Annotated in this window: 22 protein-coding genes, 1 tRNA gene and 1 pseudogene; 13 read left to right on the forward strand and 11 right to left on the reverse strand. The window is 61.7% G+C overall.

The window, feature by feature from the left end; all coding sequences use genetic code 11:
- The first annotated feature begins 124 nt into the window (after positions 1 to 124).
- From proS to GJR96_RS00940, 6 genes are all read left to right on the forward strand, one after another.
- Complete coding sequence (gene proS / locus GJR96_RS00915) at positions 125 to 1,591, forward strand: proline--tRNA ligase (RefSeq protein WP_151161151.1); 1,467 nt, start codon at positions 125 to 127, stop codon at positions 1,589 to 1,591.
- A gap of 160 nt (positions 1,592 to 1,751) precedes the next feature.
- On the forward strand, positions 1,752 to 6,284 hold the full coding sequence (gltB, locus tag GJR96_RS00920) for a glutamate synthase large subunit (protein WP_151161153.1): 4,533 nt from the start codon (positions 1,752 to 1,754) through the stop codon (positions 6,282 to 6,284).
- Positions 6,285 to 6,448: 164 nt separating this feature from the next.
- On the forward strand, positions 6,449 to 6,670 hold the full coding sequence (locus tag GJR96_RS00925; RefSeq protein WP_151161155.1) for a hypothetical protein: 222 nt from the start codon (positions 6,449 to 6,451) through the stop codon (positions 6,668 to 6,670).
- A 61-nt stretch (positions 6,671 to 6,731) separates the two neighbouring features.
- Positions 6,732 to 7,040, forward strand: coding sequence for a peptide ABC transporter ATP-binding protein (locus GJR96_RS00930; RefSeq protein ID WP_228717080.1), 309 nt, complete (start codon positions 6,732 to 6,734; stop codon positions 7,038 to 7,040).
- Positions 7,041 to 7,126: 86 nt separating this feature from the next.
- Complete coding sequence (locus GJR96_RS00935; protein WP_151161158.1) at positions 7,127 to 7,459, forward strand: nucleoside triphosphate pyrophosphohydrolase; 333 nt, start codon at positions 7,127 to 7,129, stop codon at positions 7,457 to 7,459.
- 86 nt (positions 7,460 to 7,545) lie between these two features.
- Positions 7,546 to 8,535 carry an NAD-dependent epimerase/dehydratase family protein gene (locus GJR96_RS00940; protein ID WP_151161159.1) on the forward strand — a complete coding sequence of 330 codons (990 nt, stop codon included), beginning with the start codon at positions 7,546 to 7,548 and terminating at the stop codon, positions 8,533 to 8,535.
- A 99-nt stretch (positions 8,536 to 8,634) separates the two neighbouring features.
- Here the strand turns inward: GJR96_RS00940 and GJR96_RS00945 are convergent, their stop codons facing one another.
- A complete protein-coding gene (locus tag GJR96_RS00945; protein ID WP_151161161.1) occupies positions 8,635 to 9,327 on the reverse strand; it encodes an HD domain-containing protein in 693 nt (230 codons plus the stop codon).
- Positions 9,328 to 9,542: 215 nt separating this feature from the next.
- On the opposite strand from GJR96_RS00945, the gene GJR96_RS00950 reads away from it, so the two are divergent.
- Together GJR96_RS00950 and GJR96_RS18575 are read left to right on the forward strand one after the other, a co-directional pair.
- Entirely contained in the window at positions 9,543 to 10,262 is a 720-nt protein-coding gene (locus GJR96_RS00950) for an alanyl-tRNA editing protein (protein WP_151161163.1), read from the forward strand.
- Positions 10,259 to 10,369, forward strand: a pseudogene (locus GJR96_RS18575) (DUF3179 domain-containing protein); the annotation flags it as partial. The gene GJR96_RS00950 and the pseudogene GJR96_RS18575, both read left to right, overlap by 4 nt.
- 72 nt (positions 10,370 to 10,441) lie before the next feature.
- Here the strand turns inward: GJR96_RS18575 and GJR96_RS00960 are convergent.
- The 3 genes from GJR96_RS00960 to GJR96_RS00970 all read right to left on the reverse strand — a co-directional run bounded on the left by GJR96_RS00960 (position 10,442) and on the right by GJR96_RS00970 (position 12,110).
- On the reverse strand, positions 10,442 to 11,194 hold the full coding sequence (locus tag GJR96_RS00960; RefSeq protein WP_151161165.1) for an FkbM family methyltransferase: 753 nt from the start codon (positions 11,192 to 11,194) through the stop codon (positions 10,442 to 10,444).
- An 82-nt stretch (positions 11,195 to 11,276) separates the two neighbouring features.
- Positions 11,277 to 11,822, reverse strand: a complete 546-nt coding sequence (locus GJR96_RS00965) for an NUDIX hydrolase (protein ID WP_191965788.1) — start codon at positions 11,820 to 11,822, stop codon at positions 11,277 to 11,279.
- A 215-nt stretch (positions 11,823 to 12,037) separates the two neighbouring features.
- A tRNA-Gln gene (locus tag GJR96_RS00970) sits at positions 12,038 to 12,110 on the reverse strand.
- A 298-nt stretch (positions 12,111 to 12,408) separates the two neighbouring features.
- On the opposite strand from GJR96_RS00970, the gene GJR96_RS00975 reads away from it, so the two are divergent.
- The 4 genes from GJR96_RS00975 to GJR96_RS00990 all read left to right on the forward strand — a co-directional run bounded on the left by GJR96_RS00975 (position 12,409) and on the right by GJR96_RS00990 (position 15,070).
- Entirely contained in the window at positions 12,409 to 12,807 is a 399-nt protein-coding gene (locus tag GJR96_RS00975) for a hypothetical protein (RefSeq protein WP_151161169.1), read from the forward strand.
- Positions 12,808 to 12,880: 73 nt separating this feature from the next.
- Positions 12,881 to 13,129: a sulfurtransferase TusA family protein gene (locus GJR96_RS00980; RefSeq protein ID WP_058572829.1), complete on the forward strand. Its 249-nt coding sequence runs from the start codon at positions 12,881 to 12,883 to the stop codon at positions 13,127 to 13,129.
- 54 nt (positions 13,130 to 13,183) lie between these two features.
- On the forward strand, positions 13,184 to 14,332 hold the full coding sequence (locus tag GJR96_RS00985) for an NAD(P)/FAD-dependent oxidoreductase (protein ID WP_151161170.1): 1,149 nt from the start codon (positions 13,184 to 13,186) through the stop codon (positions 14,330 to 14,332).
- A 9-nt stretch (positions 14,333 to 14,341) separates the two neighbouring features.
- Entirely contained in the window at positions 14,342 to 15,070 is a 729-nt protein-coding gene (locus GJR96_RS00990) for a DUF1641 domain-containing protein (RefSeq protein WP_151161172.1), read from the forward strand.
- Positions 15,071 to 15,126: 56 nt separating this feature from the next.
- Here GJR96_RS00990 and GJR96_RS00995 read toward each other — a convergent pair whose 3' ends face one another.
- The 7 genes from GJR96_RS00995 to GJR96_RS01025 all read right to left on the reverse strand — a co-directional run bounded on the left by GJR96_RS00995 (position 15,127) and on the right by GJR96_RS01025 (position 23,957).
- Positions 15,127 to 15,579 (reverse strand): metal-dependent transcriptional regulator, encoded by a 453-nt coding sequence (locus GJR96_RS00995; protein WP_151161174.1) that lies wholly within the window; start codon positions 15,577 to 15,579, stop codon positions 15,127 to 15,129.
- Positions 15,580 to 15,583: 4 nt separating this feature from the next.
- Positions 15,584 to 16,075, reverse strand: a complete 492-nt coding sequence (locus tag GJR96_RS01000; RefSeq protein WP_151161176.1) for a ferritin-like domain-containing protein — start codon at positions 16,073 to 16,075, stop codon at positions 15,584 to 15,586.
- A gap of 66 nt (positions 16,076 to 16,141) precedes the next feature.
- Positions 16,142 to 17,290 (reverse strand): succinylglutamate desuccinylase/aspartoacylase family protein, encoded by a 1,149-nt coding sequence (locus GJR96_RS01005; RefSeq protein WP_151161177.1) that lies wholly within the window; start codon positions 17,288 to 17,290, stop codon positions 16,142 to 16,144.
- Positions 17,291 to 17,473: 183 nt separating this feature from the next.
- Positions 17,474 to 18,685 carry a Fe-S cluster assembly protein SufD gene (gene sufD / locus GJR96_RS01010; protein WP_151161179.1) on the reverse strand — a complete coding sequence of 404 codons (1,212 nt, stop codon included), beginning with the start codon at positions 18,683 to 18,685 and terminating at the stop codon, positions 17,474 to 17,476.
- 3 nt (positions 18,686 to 18,688) lie between these two features.
- On the reverse strand, positions 18,689 to 20,119 hold the full coding sequence (sufB, locus tag GJR96_RS01015) for a Fe-S cluster assembly protein SufB (protein WP_151161181.1): 1,431 nt from the start codon (positions 20,117 to 20,119) through the stop codon (positions 18,689 to 18,691).
- A gap of 15 nt (positions 20,120 to 20,134) precedes the next feature.
- Positions 20,135 to 21,040 (reverse strand): ABC transporter ATP-binding protein, encoded by a 906-nt coding sequence (locus tag GJR96_RS01020; protein ID WP_151161183.1) that lies wholly within the window; start codon positions 21,038 to 21,040, stop codon positions 20,135 to 20,137.
- 220 nt (positions 21,041 to 21,260) lie between these two features.
- Complete coding sequence (locus tag GJR96_RS01025; protein WP_151161184.1) at positions 21,261 to 23,957, reverse strand: DNA-directed DNA polymerase; 2,697 nt, start codon at positions 23,955 to 23,957, stop codon at positions 21,261 to 21,263.
- Between the two features lie 105 nt (positions 23,958 to 24,062).
- On the opposite strand from GJR96_RS01025, the gene GJR96_RS01030 reads away from it, so the two are divergent.
- Positions 24,063 to 24,248, forward strand: a complete 186-nt coding sequence (locus tag GJR96_RS01030) for a DUF7331 family protein (RefSeq protein ID WP_151161186.1) — start codon at positions 24,063 to 24,065, stop codon at positions 24,246 to 24,248.
- Positions 24,249 to 24,291: the final 43 nt, after the last annotated feature.

A 24,291-nucleotide genomic window follows, 5' to 3' on the forward strand; every position in this document is an offset into this window, starting at 1 on the left:
GATTGGTGATAGCAGAGACAGGATTCACCCCGATACCCGGCGCTGTGGCCGAACGACGAGTGTTGCCTTCGGTGCCGCACCCCCTTCGGGGCGTTTAAGGGTTCGCTACGGCTACCGATGGGCAATGAGCGACGAGCAGGAACTCGGTATCACCGAGTCGAAGCAGTACAACACGGGTGAGTGGTACGCCGAGGTCGTCCAGAAGGCGGGCCTCGCGAACTACGGACCCGAGGGCATGAGCGGATTCATCGTCACGCGGCCGCGTGCGTACGCCCTGTGGGAGCGAGTCCAAGGGTACCTCGACGGTCTGTTCAAGGATACCGGCGTCCAGAACGCGTACTTCCCGCTTTTCATCCCAGAGAGCTATCTCGAACGCGAGAAGGACATCGTCGAAGGGTTCGACCCTGAAGTCGCGTGGGTCACACATGCAGGCCGTGAGGAACTCGAAGAGCGTCTCGCCGTCCGGCCAACCTCCGAGTCTATCATCGCCCCCTACATGGCACAGTGGGTCCGTAGCCACCGGGACCTGCCCCTCCGCGTGAACCAGTGGGCCTCCGTCGTTCGCTGGGAGGCGACCGAGACGAAACCGTTCTTCCGGACGAAAGAGTTCCTCTGGCAGGAGGGCCACACCGCACACGCCACCCACGACGACGCGTGGGACGAGACCATAACCCGCCTCGACCAGTACGAGTCCGTCTACGAGGACTTGCTGGCGATTCCGGTCCTGCGCGGCGCGAAACCAGACCACGACAAGTTCCCCGGCGCGCACACGACGACGACGGTGGAAGCACTCATGCCCGACGGGAAGTCGGTGCAGGCAGGCACCTCGCACCACCTCGGAACCGGGTTCGCAGAGGCGTTCGACCTGACGTACACCGACGAAGACGAGGAGACGCAAGTCGCACACACCACCTCGTGGGGCCTCTCGTGGCGCTCGCTCGGCGCACTCATCATGACGCACTCGGACGACCAGGGTCTCGTCTTGCCCCCGACAGTCGCCCCCGAACAGGTCGTCATCGTCCCCATCTGGCAAGCAGACACGCAAGAGAAAGTCCTCGAATACGCCGAAGGAATCGCCGAGGAACTCGAAGACGCCGGCGTCCGCGTCGAACTCGACGACCGAGACGAACGCAATCCCGGGTTCAAATTCAACGAGTGGGAACTCAAGGGCGTTCCCGTCCGCTTCGAAATCGGCCCGAACGAAGTCGACGACGACGTCGTCACCGCAGTCCACCGACCCGACGGTGAGTCGGTCGAACTCGACCGCGAGAACATCGCAGAGGCCGTCTTCGAGCAGTTCGACGAAGTCTACGCGAAACTCTACGCCGCCGCCGAGGAGAACCTCGAAGCGAACGTCCGCGAAGCGTCCTCCCGGAACGAGATTCTCGGCACCATCGGCCAGCACGGCGGCTACGTGAAGGCACCGTGGTGTGGCGAGGAGTCGTGCGAAGAAGAAATCAAAGAGCAAATCGCCGCAGAAATCGTCATGGTTCCCCTGAACGACGAAGAGAGCGAGATTCACGACGGCGAAGACTGTGCCGTCTGTGGCGAGGCCGCAGAAGAGACCGCGTACTTCGCAAAGTCCTACTGAACCGACAGTAGAGGAGTTCTACACGGTCTTTCATATTCTTCGTCACACGTCGAAATGTGTTTAGTGTCTATACCAACACTCGATATATCCTTATATGATATTGTAACACCCTTATGGTTTCAGGAAAAGTTGCTTATGGGGGTAGTGAATCTACTGAGGTATGACCAAGCCACACATAGACGCACCCTCTGCTCGTTGCGGGTTGGCCGACCCGACGGACGAGCGCTCGAACTGCGGCGTTGGGGCCGTCGTAGACCTCGAAAACGGCTCCTCGCACCGAGTCGTCGCAGACAGTCTCGAACTCCTCGAAAACCTCGAACACCGCGGCACCACCGGGGCCGAGGAGAACACTGGCGACGGCGCTGGCATCCTGTTTCAGCGTCCAGACGCCTTCTTCGACGCCGTCGTCGACGGTGACCTGCCCGACCTGTACGCCGTCGGGTCGGTGTTCATGCCAACCGACGAAGACGTCCGAGAACGCGTCTCGGCGGTTGTCGAAGACTCGCTCGAAGAACACGGACTCGACGTCTTCCACTGGCGCGACGTACCCACGGACAACTCAGGGCTCGGCGCAACCGCGCTGGAGTCAGAACCAGACGTCTGGCAGATGCTCGTCGAACCCGCAGACGAGATGGACGAAGACGCGTTCGACCGAGCACTCTACGTTGGTCGCCGCGCCGCCGAGAAGGCCGTTGCAAACCTCACTCTCGACGGTGTCGGTCGCTTCTACGTCTGCTCGCTGGACCGCAAGACCCTCGTCTACAAGGGACTCCTCACGGCCGAGCAACTCCCCCAATACTACCCTGACCTCGCCGACGAACGGTTCGAGACTGAACTCGCCCTCGTCCACGCCCGATTCTCGACCAACACGCTGGGCGCGTGGCACCTCGCCCACCCGTACCGGCAGGTCATCCACAACGGCGAGATAAACACCATCCGCGGCAACGTCAACTGGATGCGTGCGCGTGAGACGGACCTTCAGAACGCCGCGTTCGGCGACGATATCGAGACGCTCAAGCCGATTACGAAGGCCGACCAGTCCGACACCGCGAGCGTCGACAACGTCGTCGAACTGCTCCTCAAGAGTGGTCGCGAACTCCCGCACGTCCTTCGAATGCTCATCCCCGAAGCGTACCGTAACGACGACGCGATGGACCAGTCGCGCCGCGACTGGTACGACTTCCACGCCTCGCTGGTCGAACCGTGGGACGGTCCCGCGCTCGTCGCCGCAACCGACGGTGACCGCATCGCGGCGGTCCTCGACCGCAACGGCCTCCGACCGTGTCGCTACGAAGTGACGACGGACGGACGCCTCATCGTCGCCAGCGAAGTCGGCGCACTCGACACCGACCCCGCCGAACTGGAGTCGCGCGGGCGACTTCGACCCGGTGAAATCTTCATGGCCGACCCCGACGAGGGGCGCGTCATCCCCGACGCCGAAGTGTTCGACTCCCTCACCGACGACAAGTACGGCGAGTGGGTCGAAGAACAACAGCGTCACCTCGACGATATCGCCGACCACACCGACACGAACGCCCGCGGCAACGTCAAGCAACTACGCGCCACGCAGGCGGCGTTCGGCTACACGCACGACCAGCTCAATCACATGATAGAACCCATGGCCCGCGATGGGAAGGACCCCGTCGGGTCGATGGGTGACGACACGCCGCTGTCGGTCCTCTCCGAGTTCAACCGACCGCTGTTCACCTACTTCAAGCAACTGTTCGCGCAGGTGTCGAACCCGCCGATAGACTACATCCGCGAGAAGTTGGTGACGAGTCTGGAGTCGCGGCTTGGCTTCCAGCGCAACCTCCTCGACGAGTCCGAGGACCACGCGCGACAACTCGTCCTCGACTCGCCCGTCCTCACGGACGCGCAGACGGACGCCATCAAGGACATGGACGGCGACATGACGAGCACCGTCGTCGACATCACGTACGAACGCGGCGAGGACATCCGCGACGCTATCGAATCGGTACGCGACGACGCCGCCGAAGCTATCGAAGACGGCGCAGACATCGTCGTCCTCTCCGACCGGAACGTCGGCCCTGACCGCGTCGCCATCCCGAGTCTCCTCGCGACGGGCGCGGTCCACCACAGTCTCGTCCGCAACGGCCTGCGCAACCGCGCCGGCCTCGTCGTCGAGTCCGGTGACCCCCGCGAGGTTCACCACCTCGCGACGCTCGTCGGATACGGCGCGGGCGCGGTGAACCCGTACCTCGCGTACCAGACCATCGGCGACATCGTCGCCGGCCCGGACGGTGCCGACGAGGCGGCCGCAATCGAGGCGTACATCGAAGCCCTCGAAGACGGCCTCCTCAAGACGATGGCCAAGATGGGCATCTCGACGGTCGAAAGTTACCGCGGTGCCCAAATCTTCGAAGCGGTCGGCCTCAGTTCCGACTTCGTCGCCGAATACTTCGAAGGCACCGAGATTCGCACCGAAGGCATCGGCCTCGACGTCATCGAAGGGGACCTGCTCACCCGCCACACCGCCGCGTTCGGCGCAGACCCCAAACTCGAACGGCAAGGCGAGTACGAAAACCGCTCCAGCGGCATCCACCACGGGTGGAACCCACAGACCGTCGGGACACTCCAGCAGGCCGTCCGCGCCGGCGACTACGAGAAGTACAAAGAGTTCGCCGAGTTGGTCAACGACCAGTCCGAGGACCTGCTGACGCTCCGTGGCCTCCTCGAATTCGACCCCGACCGCGAACCGGTCGATATCGACGAGGTAGAGTCTGTCGAGTCCATCGTGAAGCGCTTCTCGACGGCGGCGATGTCCCTCGGGAGTCTCTCACCCGAGGCCCACGAGAACAACTCCATCGCGATGAACCGCATCGGCGGCAAGTCCAACTCCGGTGAAGGTGGCGAACCGCCGGAGCGCTTCGGCACCGAGAAGGAGTGCAACGTCAAGCAGGTGGCCTCCGGTCGCTTCGGCGTCACCTCGCACTACCTCTCGTCCGCCGACGAGATTCAAATCAAGATGGCGCAGGGGTCGAAGCCCGGTGAGGGCGGTCACCTCCCCGGCAAGAAGGTCAACGAGATGATTGCGCACGTCCGCTACGCGACGCCGGGCGTCGGTCTCATCTCCCCGCCCCCACTGCACGACATCTACTCCATCGAGGACCTGAAGCAACTCATCTTCGACCTGAAGTCCGCCAACCCCGACGCCGACATCAACGTCAAGCTCGTCTCCGAGGCCGGTATCGGCACCATCGCCGCCGGCGTCTCGAAGGCGAAGGCCGACGTCGTACACATCTCTGGCTACGACGGCGGGACCGGTGCGTCGCCGAAGACGTCCATCAAGAACGCAGGTCTCCCGTGGGAACTCGGTCTCGCCGAAGCGAACCAGATGCTCCGCGCGACGGGACTTCGCTCTCGTATCCGCGTGTCCGTCGACGGCGGTATGAAGACCGGTCGCGACGTGGCAGTCGCTGCCCTCCTCGGCGGCGAAGAGTACGTCTTCGGGACGGCCTCACTCGTCACGTCTGGCTGTGTGATGGCCCGCCAGTGCCACGAGAACACCTGCCCAGTCGGCGTCGCCACGCAGGACGAGAACCTGCGTCGGCGCTTCCCCGGGCAACCCGACCACGTCATCAACTACATGACGTTCATCGCGCAGGAACTCCGCGAGATTATGGCCGAACTCGGCTTCACCTCGCTCGACGAGATGATTGGTCGGCCGTCACTCCTCCGGCAAATCGAGACGGACCACGAGAAGGCGAAACACCTCGACCTCTCGGCGGTTCTCGCGGAACCCAAATCCGGCGCGCGTCGGAAGACCGAAGACCAGGTTCATGCAGACGTGGACACGCACGTCGACCACAAACTCATCGACGAAGCGAGTAGCGCTATCGACGACGGCGAACCCGTCGTCATCCGCCGCGAACTCTCGAACGTCGACCGCGCCGTCGGTGCGATGCTCTCGAACCGTATCTCGAACGCCCACGGTGGCGCTGGTCTGTCGGACGACACCATCCGCTGTGAGTTCTCCGGCATCGCCGGCCAGACGTTCGGTGGATTCCTCGCGAAGGGTGTCACGATGCGCCTCACTGGGGCCGCGAACGACTACGTCGGCAAGGGTCTCTCTGGTGGCCGTGTCATCGTCCAGACGCCTGCCGAAGCCAACTACGCCGCGGACGAGAACATCCTCATCGGCAACGTCGCACTCTACGGCGCCACGCAGGGCGAGTGTTACGTCAACGGCCTCGCCGGCGAACGCTTCGGCGTCCGCAACTCCGGCGTGAAAGCCGTCGTGGAAGGTGTCGGCGACCACGGGTGTGAGTACATGACCGGTGGTGTCGTCGCCGTCCTCGGCGAGACGGGCCGCAACTTCGCCGCAGGTATGTCCGGCGGTGTCGCCTACGTCTACGACCCAGACGACGAGTTCGCCGCGAAGACGAACACTGGCATGGTCACGCTCGAAGACCACCTCGACCAGTCCGACGAGAAGATGCTCACGCGTCTGGTCGAGAACCACCACGCGTACACGGACTCCGACCGGGCCGCCGAACTGCTGGACGACTGGCAGAACGCGCTCGACGACTTCGTGAAGGTGATGCCCGACGCCTACGCCGAGGTCATCGCCGAAGACGCCCAGCAAGACGTTCGGTCCGAACTGCCCGCGAAGGCGGGTGCAATCGTCGACACCGAAGCCGACAGGGTCGGCGCTGCGACGAGCGACGACTGAACGACACGTCGACTTCGACTCGTTTTTCGACGACCGATGGCGACGCAGCGTCGCCTCCGCTGTGCTATCGGAGAGGCTGCCATAGACCGGCCATTCCCGCAACTCACCTATTGGTTAGAAATCGTCAACTAGCCTATAAGTATCGACACACCATACAGTGGTGTATGAGTGACGCCGAAGTTCCCGAAGGGCGTATCGACGAGACGACCACGTGGCCAGACCTGGCGATTAGCCTCTACGACCGACTCACCGGACGCAACGCCGAGATTACCTACGCGTTCGACGACATGGCTATCGACGTTCCGAGCGGCACTGGTGAGGACGCCGAACACGCCCACTGGCGACTCGACGGGACTGTCCGAGTCACCACCCGTGACCGAGAGTAATCTGGTCGCGCCACTGTCGGTGGACACGGAAGACCTCAGCTTGACCGTTGCAGGCGTGTCGATGCCCGTGTATTCGACTGGAACCCGGTTGTTCGTGGAAGTACCGACGGCGTGGAGTGCGCTCCGGGTCGTCCGTGCTGCCGACGTCGACTTCGAGGAAGTCGCCCGTGTATTGACCACAGCAGAGTTAACGACCGAAGTCAGGGTCCGAGGGCGGACCGTCGCTGTCGTCGGTACCGATGCTCGGCCGGGCTTCGTCTCTCGCGAACTAGGTATCGACCCGGCGGAGTTCCGGGTCGGTGGCGCGCTAACAGCACTCGGCGATGGCGTGCGTGCCACCGTGGAGCGGGTCGTTTCGATGCTCCCCTGAGACCATCACGACACGCCCGGCGGGTGGCACCGAACGATATCGACGGCCTCGAATCCTTTTAACACACCCCACCGAGACCATCCGATATGCCCCGCAAGTACGACAAACTGGTCCGCGACGACATCCCCGAGATAATCCGCGCGTCCGGCGAGACGCCTGTGGTACACACCGCAGACGCCGACGAATTCGACCGTCGACTCGGCGAGAAACTGGTCGAAGAAGCCGAAGAGTTCGCCGAGTCGGGGGCAGTCGAAGAACTCGCCGACGTGTTCACCGTCGTGGACGCGATTCTCGCGCGGCGCGAGAGCGACTGGGACACAGTCCGTGAACTCGCCGCCGAGAAGACGGCAGAACGCGGTGGGTTCGAAGACGGAGTCGTCCTCGAACGCGTCGACGAGTCGTCGCCGAACTCTCAGTGACCGCTGGGTGACCGCGTTCTCACCGACCGCCGGCCACCGCCGCCGGTTCTCCCACGTTTTTCACCGCGCACCACTTCGGCCCAGACATGGACACCGCACTCGTCATCGGCGGCACCCGCTTCATCGGCCGCCACCTCGTCTCGGACCTCCTCGACCACGACTACGACGTGACCATCTTCAACCGTGGGAACCACGACAATCCCTTCAGCGACGACCCGCGCGTCCAGCACGTTCAGGGTGACCGAACCGACGACGAAGCCCTCCGCACTGCGAAACTGACCGTCGAACCGGACGCCGTCTTCGACTGCGTGGCGTACAAACCGCGCGAAGTCGCCACTGCAGTGGACATCTTCGCCGACGTCGACGCCTACGTCTACATCTCTAGCGGGGCCGCCTACGGCAACGAAGAGATTCCAAAGCGCGAGGGCGTCACGGAACTCTGCGACTGCACGGACGAACAAGCGACAGACGACTCCCACAAGAGTTACGGTCCACGGAAGGCCGAAGGTGACCGTGTCGTCTTCGAGGCGGCGTCTCGCGGCATCGACGCGATGTCGGTCAGACCGTGTATCGTCTACGGCCCGCACGACTACACCGAGCGACTCGACTACTGGATTGCCCGCGTGCTGAACTACGACCGAATCGTCGTCCCCGACGACGGCACGAACATCTGGCACCGCGCTTACGTCGAAGACGTGGCCAGCGCGATGCGCGTCGTCGCCGAGGAGGGCGAGGCGGGCGAGGCGTACAACGTCGGCGACCGGCGACTCGTGACGCTCGAAGAGATGGTCGAGGTCATCGCCGACGCCGCCGGAACCGACGTGGAAGTCGTCCACGCGGGCGAACGCGAACTCGCGGCGTCTGGCCTGACTATGGACGACTTCGTCCTCTACCGCGACTACCCGCACGTCCTCTCGACGGAGAAACTCGCGCGTCTCGGGTGGGAATCGACTCCCGTCGACGAGGCGATGCGCCGGTCGGTCGACGACCACCGAGCGAGCGAGCGAGATGGGTCCGAACACGACCCCGGTCGAGACGCCGAAGAACGCGTCCTGTCTATCCTCGACACGCTCTGAGGCCGGTCTGGTCGGCCCGACAGCACAAACAGAGACGCCGCTATCGACGGCCGAGGCCGTCGCGAGAGAGACCGGTGAGAGGTGTGTGGCCGACTGGCGTTACGGACTCAGTTCGCCGCCGTGTTCCATCTCGGGGACTTCGTCTTCCAACCACTCGCGGAACCACTTGACGCGCTTGAGTCGCTGGTGTGCGATGCTCTGCGCTCTGTCGGATTCGAGACGGCGGGAGGCGTCCCGACCACGTTCGAAGACACGTTCGACCATCTCTGCGGCGTCCATGTGCGTCCGTGCCTCGTAGCCCATCCGAAGGAGCATGAGCGCAGTCCCGTTGGCACCGATTTTGTCGAGGATGTCCGCCTCGATGAGACACTGCGTCTCCAGCGAGACGTCGTCGAGCGACCCCTGATACGAGTGGTCGGCGACGACCTGACACACCTGTTCGACGAACGACTCGGGGTAGTCTCCGTGCGTCTTGAGGAACTCGCGTGCGACGCGAGCACCCTCTTCGGCGTGAATTTCCTGTTCTGCTTCGAGCTTCGAGATGTCGTGAAAGAGCGATGCGACGCGAACCACGTCCACGTCTGCACCTTCGCGTTCGGCGATGTCCGTCGAGAGGGAGACGACGTTGAGAATGTGGTTGAAGCGGTACTCCGCGGAGTGCCACGGGTACCAGCGCATCCGACCACCGTCGTCTTCGTTCTCGACGCTCGCGGAGAGATAGTCCGAGACGAAGCGCTTCATGTCTTCGAACTCCGCGTCGGAGACTGCCGACTCTTTGATTTCAACGCCCACGGAACCACCCCAGTGGGAGTTGGCGAGTACGTATTCTCATTACTCAGAATGAGGACCGTTCCACTCTTAGGCGTTACGACACCCTCAGTCACCGAAACGCCGTTGTCGCCCGAACTCGGCACGTCTGACGGCCTCCATTGGCAGTGACTGTCATTCCGATTTCGTCGCCAGACTGGAGGGTCACAGCTAAATCGTCACCTCGCATCGCACACGACATGACCGACGCACGCTACCTCGACGACGCCACTCGCCTCACCTTCGAGGCGACAGTCGAAGCAGTCCGCGGCACCGACCGCGTCGTCCTCGACCAGACGTACTTCTACCCCACGGGCGGCGGGCAACCGAACGACACGGGAACGCTCTCGGGGGACGACACCGAGTGGGTCGTCACCGACGTCGTGAAGCGCGACCGAATCGAGCACGTCGTCGACGGTGACGCACCCGAACCGGGGACGACGGTGACGGGCGAAATCGACGCCGACCGTCGCCGCGCCCACATGCGCTACCACACGGCCCAACACCTCCTCTCTGCGGTCCTGTTGAACGAATTCGACGCCGAGACGACCGGCAACCAACTCTACGCCGACCACGCCCACCTCGACTGCGCCTACGACCGATTCGACGCCGGGGACCTCCAGACCATCGAGACTCGCTTGAACGACCTCGTCGAATCCGGCCTTCCCGTTCGGTGGTACACCCTCGATAGAGACGAGGCAGAAGCGACGCTCGACCCCGAGCGCACCCGACTCCACCTCCTTCCCGACTCGATTCGAGAAGTCAGAATCGTCGAAATCGGCGACGAAGACGACCCCTTCGACCGGACTGCCTGCGCAGGGACACACGTCGAATCGACAGGCAAAATCGGAACGGTCGTGCTCACTGGACGCACGACACAGGGGAGTTCACACGAACGCATCGACTTCGTACTCGAATGAACGTCCGTCAGGTCATTCCGAGAGATGCAATCCCGAGCGTGGACGACCCCACGTTCACCGAGACGTACGACGGCCCCGACGACGACGAAGTCATCTCGCTCACCGTGGACCGTCTCTTCGCGTTCGCGTGGCGCGACGACCACGGTACCGACGCGTTTTACGTCGGGTAAGCCGCTCGCTCAGTCAGTCGGCTCACAAACCCACCCGTCTCGGACGGGGACGATGTCGTAGCCGTAGTCTCTGAGGAGTTCTTTCGCCGCCGATTCGTCGTGCTCGCCGCGCGCGTCGTGGACCTCGAAGTAGACTTTCGGACGGTGCGCTTCGAGGACCGACTCCGCACCGTCGAGGACGTTCAGTCCGAATCCTTCGACGTCTATCTTCAGGTGGTCCGGTGGCGGGACCTCACCGTCGTCGACGAGTGAGTCGAGACGACGCATCGGAACCTCTTCCGTGTCGACGACGCGTGCCGTCCACGCACTCGCGTGGTCGGGGGAAAACGACCCCAACTCGTCGTAACTGGAGACGTGGAAACAACAGGCTTCGTCCGAGTCGCCGAGTCCGCACTCTAACACGTCGATTCGGTCTTCGAACCCGTTGACCTCGACGTTCGCTCGCAACTGTGCGGCAACGTCCGCGTTCGGTTCCACGGCGACGACTTCGACGTTCGGTGCTTTGGCCGCCGCCGCGAGCGTGTACGTCCCGGTGTTGGCACCCACGTCGACGACGACGTCTCCGTCACGGAGGTACAACAGGAGTGCTTCGAGGAGCACGTCGTTTCCGTGTCTGTTGTACAGTTCGAAACTCCGAAACGAGGTCTGTCCGACGTGTTTCTTCGTCGCGAGGAGTCGCCGCTGATAGTTGGCGCGAACGAGCGCATAGTGAAACGTAAACGAGAGGTGGCGAAAGGCCGAAAGCGGGTGGAGAAGCGACACCTTACACGTCTGTCATTGTGAATCGATAAAAATCACTCGGAGGTGCCGCGGTGAGATACCCAGATGGTCCACGTCGACTGGTCTACCCCTCGAACGCCATCTGGATACGGTCGAGGTCGGACGCCCGGATTCGGTCGGGTGACGCCTCGATTTCAGCGAGTGGTCTAAACCCCGCGTCGAATCCGTCGAACTCTGTGTTCAATTCGCCGGACACCGCCGACCGGTCGACGGCGTACGTAATCAGGTAGAAGGCTACCCGTGGTTTCTCGGCGTGTAGGATAGTCACGAACCGGAGGTCGGTTGGGTCTGCACGAAGGCCAGTCTCTTCTTCGAGTTCACGAACGACTGCCTCTTTCGGACCCTCGTCGGACTTTGCGTGTCCACCCGGGAGACTCAACACGCCCTCGTGCTGTGGTATCGGTTCGTCGAGCACGAGAACGTCGCTGTCGTCGTGGACGACGACGTGGACGCCCGGCACGGGACTCCGAGACAGAACGAGGTCACACGCTGGACACCACGGATACTCGTCGCCTTCGAACACGCTGGTCCCGACTTCGGTCCCGCACCGATGGCAGTAGTCGGGTTCGACCGCCACTGAGTCGATGTCGGCAGGGTCGACAAATCTCATGTCACACAATAGCACGGGCGAGTGTGAAAGCATTGTTCTGGCGTGACGTGTACGCCGTCACGACTACTCAGAAACTGGGTTCCGCGAGGGATTTCTCTCACTTTCTTGCGTTCGTGAGAAGATAGTTCTAGGCGGATTCGAACCTCGGTCGCTCACTCCGCTCGCTCCATGATTCGAATCCAGTTGTGACTATTTGCTCACTATCGTTCGCAAAATAGTCCCAGGCGGATTCGAACCGCCGTCAACGGCTCCAAAGGCCGCTATGATTGGCCACTACACCATGGGACTGCACTCAGCTCGCCCCACGTAACTCGCAACCTCTCCGAGATTGCTCACCACCATGGGACTGCACTTCGTATATGCAGGTAGCGCGACGGCGACACAATAAGCTTACTTTTCGCGTCGGGTCGTCACCCACCAAATTCGGTGGACGTGAGCGGGCCAGTTGCTACCAAGCACCGAGACCAGACACCGAAGGACGATGTTCGTCGGACGACCCCTTAATAATACGACACATTCCCACGGTCTTGGAATCTCTGTGCAATCATATCCCCTCACGAGTCCTACACTCACCTGTGAACCACCCATGACTGGCTACGCAATTGTACTCGAATCCGCACGTCTCGAACGGCTCCAGGCCGTTGGCAACATCGCAGCAATCGCCGCTGCATCGGAGGTCCCGGTGGACATCTTCGCAACCATGGGCGGTCTTGAAGCGTTCGATAAAGAGCGCATCGCGTCGATGGACTACGAGATGGGCGAAGTCGGCCAGGCGATGATGCAAGCCGAAGGGATGGAGATGGCGATGTTCTACGAGAACATCGCGCAGGCGAAAGAACTCGGCCCGCTCAGCGTCTACGCGTGTGAACTGTCCATGGACATGCTCGGTAAAACCCTCGACGACTACCACGAAGTCTTCGACGACGTGCTCGGCGTCTCGGGCTTCCTGTCCCACGCAGAAGACAAGCAGGTGATATTCGTCTAAACACTGTCCTGAGCGACCGAATACCACCGGCGAATCGCCATCCAACCACCACAACCCAACACAACCCACGACAATGAGCGAATCAATCCAACCCGACGTGACCGTCGACTCCCGCGGAGCGACCTGCCCCGGTCCCCTCATGGACCTCATCGGCAAAGTAAAGAAACTCGAACCCGGCACCGTCGTCGAACTCCTGACGACCGACAGTTCGTCCAGCCACGACGTCCCCGAGTGGGTCGACAAGGCCGGCCACGAGACGCTGGACGTCGTCGAACACGAAGACGAGGGCTACTGGTCTGTCTTCATCGAGACCACGAAGTAACACCCGCGACGCGCGGCCTCACGGCCGAAGCATCCAACATTATCCACACTCACTATGACAGAACGAATTGTAATCGTCGGTGGCGGCACGGGCGGAACCGTCCTCACCAATCGACTCACCGACGAACTCGCCCACGAAATCGACGCCGGTGACGTCGAAGTGACGCTGGTCAACGACACGCCGGAACAGACGTACAAGCCGGCGTTCCTCTACGTCGCCTTCGGAAAGAAGACGATGCACGAGGCGCGTCGTCCGCTGTCCGACCTCGTCGACCTCCGGCACGCGAACCTCCTCATCGACCGCGTCACCGGAATCGACACCGAGAACAAACACCTGACGCTGGCGAACGACGAGGGTGGACTCGACTACGACCACCTCGTCCTCGCGATGGGTGCCAACCTGGACCCAGACGAAGTTCCCGGCCTCAAAGAGGGAGGCCACCACTTCTACGGCCCCAACGGTGCCGAGAAGCTTCGTGACGCCCTCGCTGGCTTCACCGAAGGCCACGTCGTCCTGTCTGTCATCGGCGTCCCGCACATGTGCCCTGCGGCACCTGTCGAGTTCGTGTTGATGGCCGACGCGTGGTTCCGCGAACGCGGCATCCGCGACCAGGTCGAGATTACCTACACGTACCCCATCATGCGGGCACACGGTATCCAGTCCATCGCCGACTGGGCGACCGAACTCTTCGACGAACGTGACATCAACCTAGAGACGTTCTTCAACGCCGAAGAAATCGACCCTGAGGCGAACGTCGTCAAGACGATGGAGGGGACCGAACTCGACTACGACCTCCTCGTCGCCATCCCGCCACACACGGGCAGCGAACTCGTGTCCGACGCGGGCCTCGGCGACGATGGCTGGGTCGAAGTCGACAAGAACACGCTCGAAGCGACGAACGCCGACGACGTGTACGCTATCGGTGACGTGGCCGCCCTCCCCACCTCGAAGGCTGGGAGCGTCGCCCACTACGCGGCCGGAACTGTCGCCGGCCGCCTCGCCAGTCGCGTCCGCGGCCTCGTCCCCACCGAGACGTACGACGGCAAGACCATCTGCTTCATCGAGAGTGGGATGGACGAAGCGACGTTCGTCGAGTTCGGATACGGCGACGAACCAGTGGTCCGCGAGCCATCACAATTGCTCCACTGGAGCAAACTCGCGTACAACGAATCGTACTGGCTCACCGCCAGAGGTCTCATCTGAGGTGACACGATGAGTGATTCATCCACCGAGACGACAGAGACAGAACGCGAAGAGACCACCGTGAGCGACGAGGAGACGACTGCGGCAGAGTCTGAGGTGTCCGACGAAGTGAAGACTGCCGACGAGGCGCGCGACGCACTCGAAGCGGCTATCGCCGAACACCCCGACGAAGTCGTCGCGTTCGTCGAGCGAGTAGGGCTGCTGAACGAACTCCTCGACGCGACGTCGCTCGCCACGTCCGCCATGGACGACGAGATGGTGACCAAACTCGCCGGTACCTCGTCGTTGCTGATGGAGTCGGCAGACGGCCTCGCCACCCGAGAGATGTCCCACCTCGCGGGCGAAGTCGGTGAGAACGCGGGCGAGCTCGAGAGTGCTCTCGAGAAGCTCATCCGCCTCGAACGGGATGGCACACTCGACGAACTCACGCAGGCGGCCGACGCTATCACCCTCGCCACGTCCGCACTGGACGACGAGATGGTGGTGAAGTTGGCCAAGACCGGGAGTTCGCTCGGGGAAGTCGCCGACACGGCGAGTGACCCCGACACCGTCCGCGCTATCCAGACGATGCTACGCGGCATGGGCGAAGCAGGTAGCGAACCGCCGAAGCGTACCGGAACCATCGGTATGGTTCGGCAACTTCGCGACCCGGAGGTCCAGCGTGGAATGAACTTCCTGTTGGCACTCGCCCGCGGTATCGGCAGTGACCTCGACACGCTCGACGAATCGCGTGCATAGTCACCTGAACGGCCTCGGGGCAATCCCCGAGGTATCCGTCTCGTATTTCTGTAGAATCAGTCGGCGACTTCTGTCTCTGTCTCCGCCTCTGTGCCGCACACGTCGAGAAACTCACACGCGTCGGCTTCGGGGTCGAAACAGTCGGGACACTCCGAGTTTCGGTCGATGATGGTGTCGAGCCGGCCCGCAATCATGTCGTCGATGACCGGTTCGAGTTCGCGGGCCTCGGCGCGGAACTCCTCGACGTCGAGGACGTTCGAGAGGAATCGTTCGATGATGCAGTACGTCTGGAGCGCATCGCGGGCGCGGATGATTCCCTCGTCCGTCAGCGTGACACCCTTGTACTTCTCGTGTTCGGCGAGGCCACGGGATTCGAGTTTTCCAATCATCTCGTTGGCACTCGCCGGACTCACGTCCATCATGTCAGCGAGCGCACCCGTCGCGGCCGGGCCGTTTTCCATCTCTTGCAACAGGTAAATCGCCTTGACGTATTGGTCTGCGGTGTTCATCGTGTCACTCGCGCTCTTCCATGATTTGCGTCACTTTCTCCACGCCCTCGGCTTCTTCGTCGCGAATCGCAGCGAGCGTCGCGACGAGTTCCTCGCGGTCGATGGTGAACTGTGCGTCACTCGCCTCGATAGCCTCGATGACGTCGTCGTAGAACTTGTAGGCCGTCTCTTCGTTACAGAGTTGGTCGTAGAGGACGCCGTCGAAGTCTTCGGGCTTTGTCTGGCCGTACTGCGCTTCGACGAGTGCCTCAATCTCTTCGAACGGCACGCTCTCGACGTCTAATCGGTCGATGATTCGTTCGAGTCGCTCTCTGTGGTCGGCCGACTCTTCGGCGGCGTGTGACAGGAGGTCACGAATCTCCTCGTCGAGTTCGTCCTCGTCGAGTTCTTCGTGGTGATGGTAAGCACGTGCTTCCACGACTTCTTCGAGGACGATTCCGATTTGGAGCAACCGCGCGAGTTGGTGGTCAGAGGTGACCTGATACCCGACGCTCACCGGCGAAACCCTCCGTTCGCGTGCGATACCAACTGAGTCATACTCACAGGTGAGTCTGTGACGAACTTAAGCGGTTCCCCTTTCGGGTTCCGATTCGGTCGTCTCAGGCTCATCTGGCGTCGTCGGCTCGTCCGTGGACCGTCTCAAGTCTTCTTTCGGCGTTACGCGCCGACCCATCCAGTGGTAGGTGCCGATTCTGCTGTATCCTTGCTCGTCGACTATCTCCTCGATTATCTTTCGGTCGTCCTCGTCTATCGAGACGACGTGCGCGACTATCTGCCCGGGGACGGTTATCGGATTTGCGGCCATCCCGATGACGAGTCCGGTAAAGGATGCTACGACGACGTGTTCTTCGCGCTTGAAGTGGTCGGAGATGGTACAGACCGACTTTCCCTCTTCGACGATTGGGTACGGTCCCCAGTCCATGTCGACCCACCCGCCTGCAGTCGCCCGAATCCACTTCTTCTCTTTCGACCCGACGATGCGTTGCCACGGTGGTTCACTCTCGAACTCGTCGTCTATCACGCCGAAGTAAGCGAAGAGATTGTGCAGGTTTTCGAGCGCGAGGTCGACCATCGCCGGTTGGTAGCGGTGTGCCTCTCCCATCTCGATGGTGATGGTTGGAATGCCGTTTTCGGACGCCACCCGGCGCATCATCCCCTCAGACCCAGCCCCGTCGAGGACGACGCTCGACAGGAAAGCGTTCGCCACCTCGGCCACTGCAGGGTCGCTCATGTCCGCTCGCGTGTGGAAGATGGTCACTTTGTCCCGCGTCGACGTGTGGAAGTCCACGCCGATGTCGCACTGGGAGATGAAGCGGTCGTAGATAACCTTGGCAATCCGCTTCCCCTCGTTTCCGTTCTCCGACCCGGGGAACGACCGGTTTAGGTCGCGGTCGTAGATTGGCAAGTACCGCAGGTGTGACCGGTAGCCCGGCACGTTGAGGACGTGCAGGCACACGATGGTCCCAGACAGTTCCTGTGGGTCGTAGCGGTCTGCCACTTCTTGGACGACTTTCACCCCGTTGACTTCGTCGCCGTGCATCGCGGCGCTGACGAACACCCGCGGTCCCTCGTTGACACCGTTGATGATGGTCACCGGAATCTCTATCGGGTCTCCGAGGAAGGACTCGCCGACCTCGTACATGATGTGTCGCTTCTCGCCGGGGCGTACCTCGGCGTCGTATCGGAATGGCTCTCCTGTGTTGTTGGACATTGTACGTCTCCGAATGCAACGAGTACGCTCGCTGTAGAGAAAAATACTAACAGGTAGACACTTCCCTGACTAACCGAGTTTCGGGAGTATCACGCCAACACAGACGGTCGACGCCGAACACGAAACGAATCAGACGGGTTCCCTAGACGAACTGAGAAGAAAGCCGCGAGAAGTCCAGCGCGTCTACTTCAGACGCGCGGCGATGAGTTCTTCGAGGTCCTCGCGGAACTCGTCGACCTCTATCTCTTCGAGGACTGGCACGAAGAAGCCCTCCACGAGCATGTTGCGTGCCGTCTGCTCGGGGATGGACCGAGAGGCCATGTAGAAGAGGTCCTCTTTGTCCACCTGTCCGACCGTCGCGGCGTGCGACGCTTCGGTGTCGTGGTTGTTGATGATGAGCTTCGGCGACGCGTCTGCTTCGGACTCGTCCGAGAGCATCAGCGTGTTCTCACGCTGGTAGGAGTTCGTACTCCACGCGTCGCGGCCGACGTCCTGGACACCTTCGTAGACCGAGCGTGCGCGGTCGTCGAGGACGCCACGGGTCACGAGGTCTGCGGTCGTGTTCTCGGCTTTGTGCCAGACACGAGCGTTGACGTCGAGGTGCTGCTCGTTGTGACCGAAGAACGCGCCGACGATTTTCGTCTCCGAAGCGTCGCCGTTGAGTTCGGTCTCGACGTCGCTACGGGTGAGGCGCGACCCGAGGTTCCCCTCGATCCAGTTGATGGTCGAGTAGGTACCGGCGTCGCCGCGCTTGAGCGAGTACGTGTAGGTGTCTTCGTCGAGGTTCTGGAGCGACCCGTACTGGACGTACGAGTTCTCGCCCGCGTCGATTTCGACGAGGTTCGAGAAGTACCGCTCACCCTCCACGTCGGCGTCACCGGACTCGGTGCCTTCGAGGATGGTGACCGACGAGGACTTCTCGGTCACGACGAGCGTGTGACTGAAGAGCGACCGAGAGTTCATCTCGGCGCGAATCTTCACGTCTTCGGCGTTCACGTCTTCTGGGACGTAGATGAACGTACCCGTGGTGAACAGCGCCGCAGACAGCGCCGTGAGGTAGTTCGTCTCGAGGTCGAGGACGGAACCGAAGCGCTCCTCGATGAGGTCACCGTACTCGTCGAGTGCCTCCGTGAAGGGGAGGACGACGACGTCGTCGGGTGCCTCGCGGGTCGTCTCGTCGGACTGGTTCAGCGGGTCGACGAGCGACTCGAAGTCGAGGGCTTCGAGGTTCGTCCATCGGCGGCCCGGCGTCTGGATGACGTCGGGGAGTTCGAGCGTGTCGAGTGCTTCGAGGGCCTCGAGTCGGGCCTCGAGAAGCCACTCTGGCTCGTCCCGTGCGTCCGAAATCTCTCGTACTGTCTGTTCAGACAGGTTGGCGGGAAGTTGCGCACTCATTGGTTATCCGAGGCTACCCTCCATCTCGAGTTCGACGAGTCGGTTGAGTTCGACTGCGTACTCGATGGGCAGTTCCTCCGTGATGGGTTCGATGAACCCGGAGACGATCATCTGCTTTGCGTCGTCGTCGTCGAGACCGCGCGACTGGAGGTAGAAGATGTCCTCGTCGCCAATCTTCCCGACGGTCGCCTCGTGAGCGACGTCCACGGTAGACTCGTTAATCTCCATGTACGGCATCGTGTCCGAAGTGGACTCGTTGTCGAACATCAGCGCGTCACACTCGACTGCCGTCGAGGAGTTGGTCGCGCCGTTGGCGATGTGGACGAGGCCGCGGTAGTTGGTGCGGCCGCCATCTTTCGAGATGGACTTCGACTCGATGGTCGACTTCGTGTCCGGGGCGTTGTGGTAGACCTTCGCACCGGTGTCGATGTTCTGGCCTTCACCCGCGAAGGCGATGGTGATGTGGTTGTCGGACGCGCCGCGGCCCTTCAGGATGGACGCGGGGTAGAGCATGGTGGCCTTCGAGCCCATCGAGCCCGAAATCCACTCCATGCGCCCGTTCTTCTCGACGATGGCACGCTTCGTGTTGAGGTTGTACGTGTTCTTCGACCAGTTCTGGACGGTCGAATACTGCACGTGTGCGTCCTCGCCGACGAACACTTCGACGCCGCCGGAGTGAAGGTTGAACGCGGAGTATTTGGGTGCCGAACAGCCCTCGATGTAGTGGACTTCGGAGCCCTTCTCCGCGACGATGAGCGTGTGTTCGAACTGGCCCATCCCCTCGGAGTTCATGCGGAAGTACGCCTGCACCGGCATGTCGACCGTCGTGTCCTCGGGGACGTAGACGAACGACCCGCCGGACCAGATTGCGCCGTGGAGCGCGGCGAACTTGTTGTCGCTCGGGGGAACACACTTCGTCATGAAGTACTCCTTGACGATGTCTTCGTGCTCTTGGACCGCCTGGTCCATGTTCATGAAGACGACGCCCTTCTCCTCCCAGCGCTCCTGCATGTTCTGGTAGACGACTTCGGACTCGTACTGGGCACCGACACCCGAGAGGGCGTTCTTCTCGGCTTCCGGGATACCCAGTTTGTCGAAGGTGTCTTTGATGTCGTCCGGCAGGTCACGCCAGTCGTCGACACCGCCGCGGACTTCGACGTCCGGGCGGATGTACGGGACGATTTCGTCCACGTCGACCTTGGAGAGGTCTGGCTGGCCGGGCCAGTCGGTCGGCATCGGCATCTTCTGGTACTGCTTGAGCGCGCGAAGGCGGCGCTCCAGCATCCATTCGGGCTCGTCTTTGTCTTCCGAGATGACGCGGATGGTCTCTTCGGTGAGACCCTTCTCGGCCGCGAACGCGGCCTTCTGCTCCTTCTTGAACTCGAAGCGAGCTTCCGTGTCTGTCTCTTTTAGGTGGTCTTGGTCGGAACTCATGGTGTGTAGGTTGGTTTACGCGGCCTCGTAGACTTCCTCGCGGACCCAGTCGTACCCCTTGTCTTCGAGTTCGGACGCGAGGGACGCGTCGCCGCTCTTGACGACCTTTCCGTCCAGCATGATGTGGACGTGGTCGGGTTCGACGTATTCGAGGATACGCTGGTAGTGCGTAATCTGGAGGATACCCGTGCCCTGCTCGTCGCGGAGCGCGTTGATACCCTTCGAGACGTCCTGCAGGCGGTCGATGTCGAGACCGGAGTCGATCTCGTCGAGCACTGCGATGGACGGTTCGAGGATTGCTGCCTGCAGAACCTCGTTCTGTTTCTTCTCACCGCCGGAGAACCCGGCGTTGAGGTAGCGCTGCATGAACTTCTCGTCCATGTCGAGGAGGTCCATCTTCTCCTTGAGGAGCTTCTGGAACTCGGCGACGCCGATTTCGCCGTCGTCGACGTTCCCCTCCATCGGGGAGGTGTCGTAGCCGACGTCCTCTTCTTCTTCTTCCTCGTCATCGCCGAAGAGGAGTTCTTCGCGCTCGTCGAGTTTCGCGTTGAGCGCGGTGCGGAGGAAGTTCGTCATGGTGACGCCTTCGATTTCCGCGGGGTACTGGAAGCCGAGGAAGATACCGAGCGCGGCGCGCTCGTTCGGTTCCAGTTCCAGAAGGTTCCACGTGCGGGCGTCGTCCGGAATGTCGACGTCACCGAAGTCGCCCTCTTCCAGGTGGAGGAGGATTTCGCCGTCGGTTACCTCGTAGGCGGGGTGGCCGGCGATGATTTTAGAAGTCGTAGACTTGCCGGACCCGTTGGGACCCATCAGTGCGTGGATCTCGCCGGATTTGACTTCCAGGTCGACACCTCGCAGAATCTGCTCACCGTCTTCCTCCGCGACACGTGCGTGGAGGTTCTTGATCTCGAGAGTTGCCATCGTTGGTTCGTTGCCTCGTACTCGAACCCTGGGGAGTATCGCCCATAATGCTTGCGCATTCACCCCCGGTGCCTTTTGTAGAAAGAAAAATTGTTTTCAAATCCGCAAAGAAGACGTGATGGTTCGTGACATACGTCCGGGTTTCGGGTAGCCGAACATCGGTTCGTCTTCGGTAGGCGCGTAACCACGTATGGTTACGTTGGCGGTCTCGTCGCGGTTCTCAGACGAAACTGCCGAGACCAGTCTGTTCTTGGCCGCTTTTGACCTCGTCCCAGGACATCCCCAGTGCCTCGATGATGCGCGAAATCGGCCCTTCGAGCGTCTTGTCGAGCATCGTGTCCCAGTCGACTTCGAACTCTTCGGGAACCTGGTCGGCGTACTCGAAACAGATGACGTCTGGGTCGCGTTTGAACGCGCGGTACAGGTCGTCCATCTGCGGGTCGAACCCATCTGCTTCCATGTCGCGGAACCACGACGGGTGGACCTTCGCGAGGTAGACACGCTTCGGTTTCGACCCCCGGCCGAAGTTCGTCCCGAGGAAGGTGTTCGCGTACTGCGCACCTCGAACGTGCGCCGTTGGTGTCTCGTAGGCCGACAGACGCTTGCCGATACCACCGGGGATACCGATTTCTTCGAGTGGCAGGTCGCCGGACTGGAAGTCGGTGATGATGTCGTGGAGGTAGTCTTTGATGACGTCCGTGTCCTCACCGTGGACAATCATGTCGATGACGTTCTTCTGGACTTCCTTGGTCACCTGCGCGATGTCCGAGCGCTTGTACTCGAACCCCGTGATGTCGATGTCGTCGACGTCTTTCCCTTCTTTCCAGACGATGTGACCGGCGTAGCGCTTCTTCTTCCCCGCCTGGAAGAACCGCCGGTAGAGTTTCTCGAACTCGATTTGGAAGCGGTGCTCGTCGGCACCGAGTGCCTCTCTCGCGAAGTCGTCGTAGGCGGCGTTGATGTGTTCTTCAATCTCGAACGACTGCTCGATGGCCTCGTCTTTCGACACGTCGGGGCCGAGTTCAAGCATGACAGAGTCGGTGTCACCGTAGGCGACGTCGTAGCCGATTTCGTTCGCCGCTTGCTCCGTGAACTCGATGACTTCGCGGCCCGTGGCCGTCACCGCCGCGCCCATCTCCTTGTCGTACAGACGGAAGCGGTCCCATCCCAGCACGCCGTACAGCGAGTTCATGATGACCTTCACTGCCGCCTGCTGGCGGTCGAACTGCTCGTACGCCGAGGACCCGGGTTCGTGTTGGTTCCGGAGCGACTTCTTCTCTTCACGCTCGGCGAGGAGTTCGTCGACCATCTCCCGAATCATGCCGTCGGGTTCCTGTCGGAAGTGGGTCCCGTTGGGTGCGTGGAACATCTCGCCGTCGTAGTTGTCTGGGTCGACTTTGGTCTCCGGCGAGGCGTTGATGGTCACCATGCACATCGGGTACAGCGACTTCAAGTCGAGGACTGTGACGTTCTCTTTGACACCCGTGATGGGGTCGAAGACGGCACCGCCCTCGTAGTCTTCCGACTCCTGTTGACCCTTCGAGGGAAGTGCGAACTCGCCGTGGACCTTGTGGAGGACGTAGATGTCGACGGTGTCGCCCGGCGTCGGCGCGTCTTCGAGTTTACACCCGACGAACGTCCGCACCTCGTCCCAGAAGGCGACGATGTCCTGTTTGCGGTCGATTTCGACACACAACTCCACGTCACGAAGGTTGTACTCCAACAAGCGCTCGGGGTCTTGTTCCCACAGGTCTCCGATGTCTCCCGAGTAGCGTTCTTTGCCGACGTCGAGTTCGAGTTCGCCGACTGCGTCGAGTCGGTACGATTCGAGTTCCGTGAACTGCGTTCGCTTGTAGGCGTACAGTAGGTCGAAGACGACGCGACCCTTGATGTCCGGGCCACCCCAGTTACTTCGCCACACTTCACCGAGGCGTGACATCCGGTCTGCGTCGAGTTCGTAGTCCGTCGACGGGTTCAGCACGTCGAGTCTGTCGAGGAAGTACGGTGCGTCGAAGTCCTCGAAGTTCCACCCGGTGAGCACGTCGGGGTTCGTCTCTTCGATGTACGCGAGGAAGGCGTCGAGCATCGCCGGTTCTTCCTCGAAGGTTCGAACCTCAACCGACGCGCCCTCGTGGAGGAACTCGTAGTTCGGAAGCGCGTCGGGTCGCTTCCCCTCGCCGTCGGGGGCGACGGCGTGCCAGACGATGTACTCGTCACGGTAGGAGTCGTGCGACGTGAGACAGATGATTGGTTCTTCACCGTCTTCGGGGAAGCCGTTTCTGTCGTTGACTTCGATGTCGAAGGTGTTCACCCGGAGACTCGCGTCGACAGACGTGGGTTCGAGTTCCTGATGGGGAATCTGAATCGTCCCGTCGTCGAGACGGCGGTCGGGGACGCGAACGCCGTCTTTGATGTCCTTGTCGATGAGGAGACGATTCGGGAAGAGGATGTCCGCCTCGTAGTGGTCGAACTCGTCGCGGATTTGTCCGACGTCGCGGGGCGTCCGCGTGTGGATTCTCGTCAGTTCCTCGCCGCGGATACTCTCGAATCCATCTTCCGTGCGCGTGATGACGTCCTTGTCGAGTACCTCGTCGTCGAGGCTGGCCGTCGGTGCGTAGAAGTACGGTTCGAATCCGAGGATGCGGACGTGTTCAGGTTCGTCGTCCGCCGTCCGACCGAAGACGTGGAGCACCGGATACTCGTCGCGCCCTGCCCCCTCGATGGTGTAGTCGACCTGTGTGACGGCCAGTTCGACTGTCCCGTCTGGGTCGGGAAAGCGCACCTCGTCCGTGTCGATGACGTCGGAGACGTGCTGGGCGGCGTCTCCGGCGACGATGGCGGCCTCACCGTCTGGCCGCGCGTCGCCTCCGCCGTCGGCGTCGTGTCCCCCGAAGTCGCTCAAACCCGTCTGCGTCATGCTCTTGGCTTCGGCGGCGCGGCTAAAAACCCCGGCGTTTCAGCGACCCCCCATTCGAATTACGGAAAGACATATATCAGTGTGTGACATTCAGTGACACACGATATGACCGACCACGCAGCACCCGAACGGTGGGACGGCACGATCGACGGCACTGGACCGACTGGTCCGACAGGAGCCGAGACGATCGAATCCTACGATATCGACGGGGGCGTGGTGTTCTATGACGCGGAGAACCCACTTGCATGGGTCGAGGCGACAGAATCGATGCGCCTCGACGACTGCGCCTAACTCGGCCGAAGCGGACTCTTTTTCTCGGCACGGCGTCTGGACG

Origin of the sequence: Haloferax litoreum (genome assembly GCF_009674605.1) — an archaeon.
GTDB lineage: Archaea > Halobacteriota > Halobacteria > Halobacteriales > Haloferacaceae > Haloferax > Haloferax litoreum.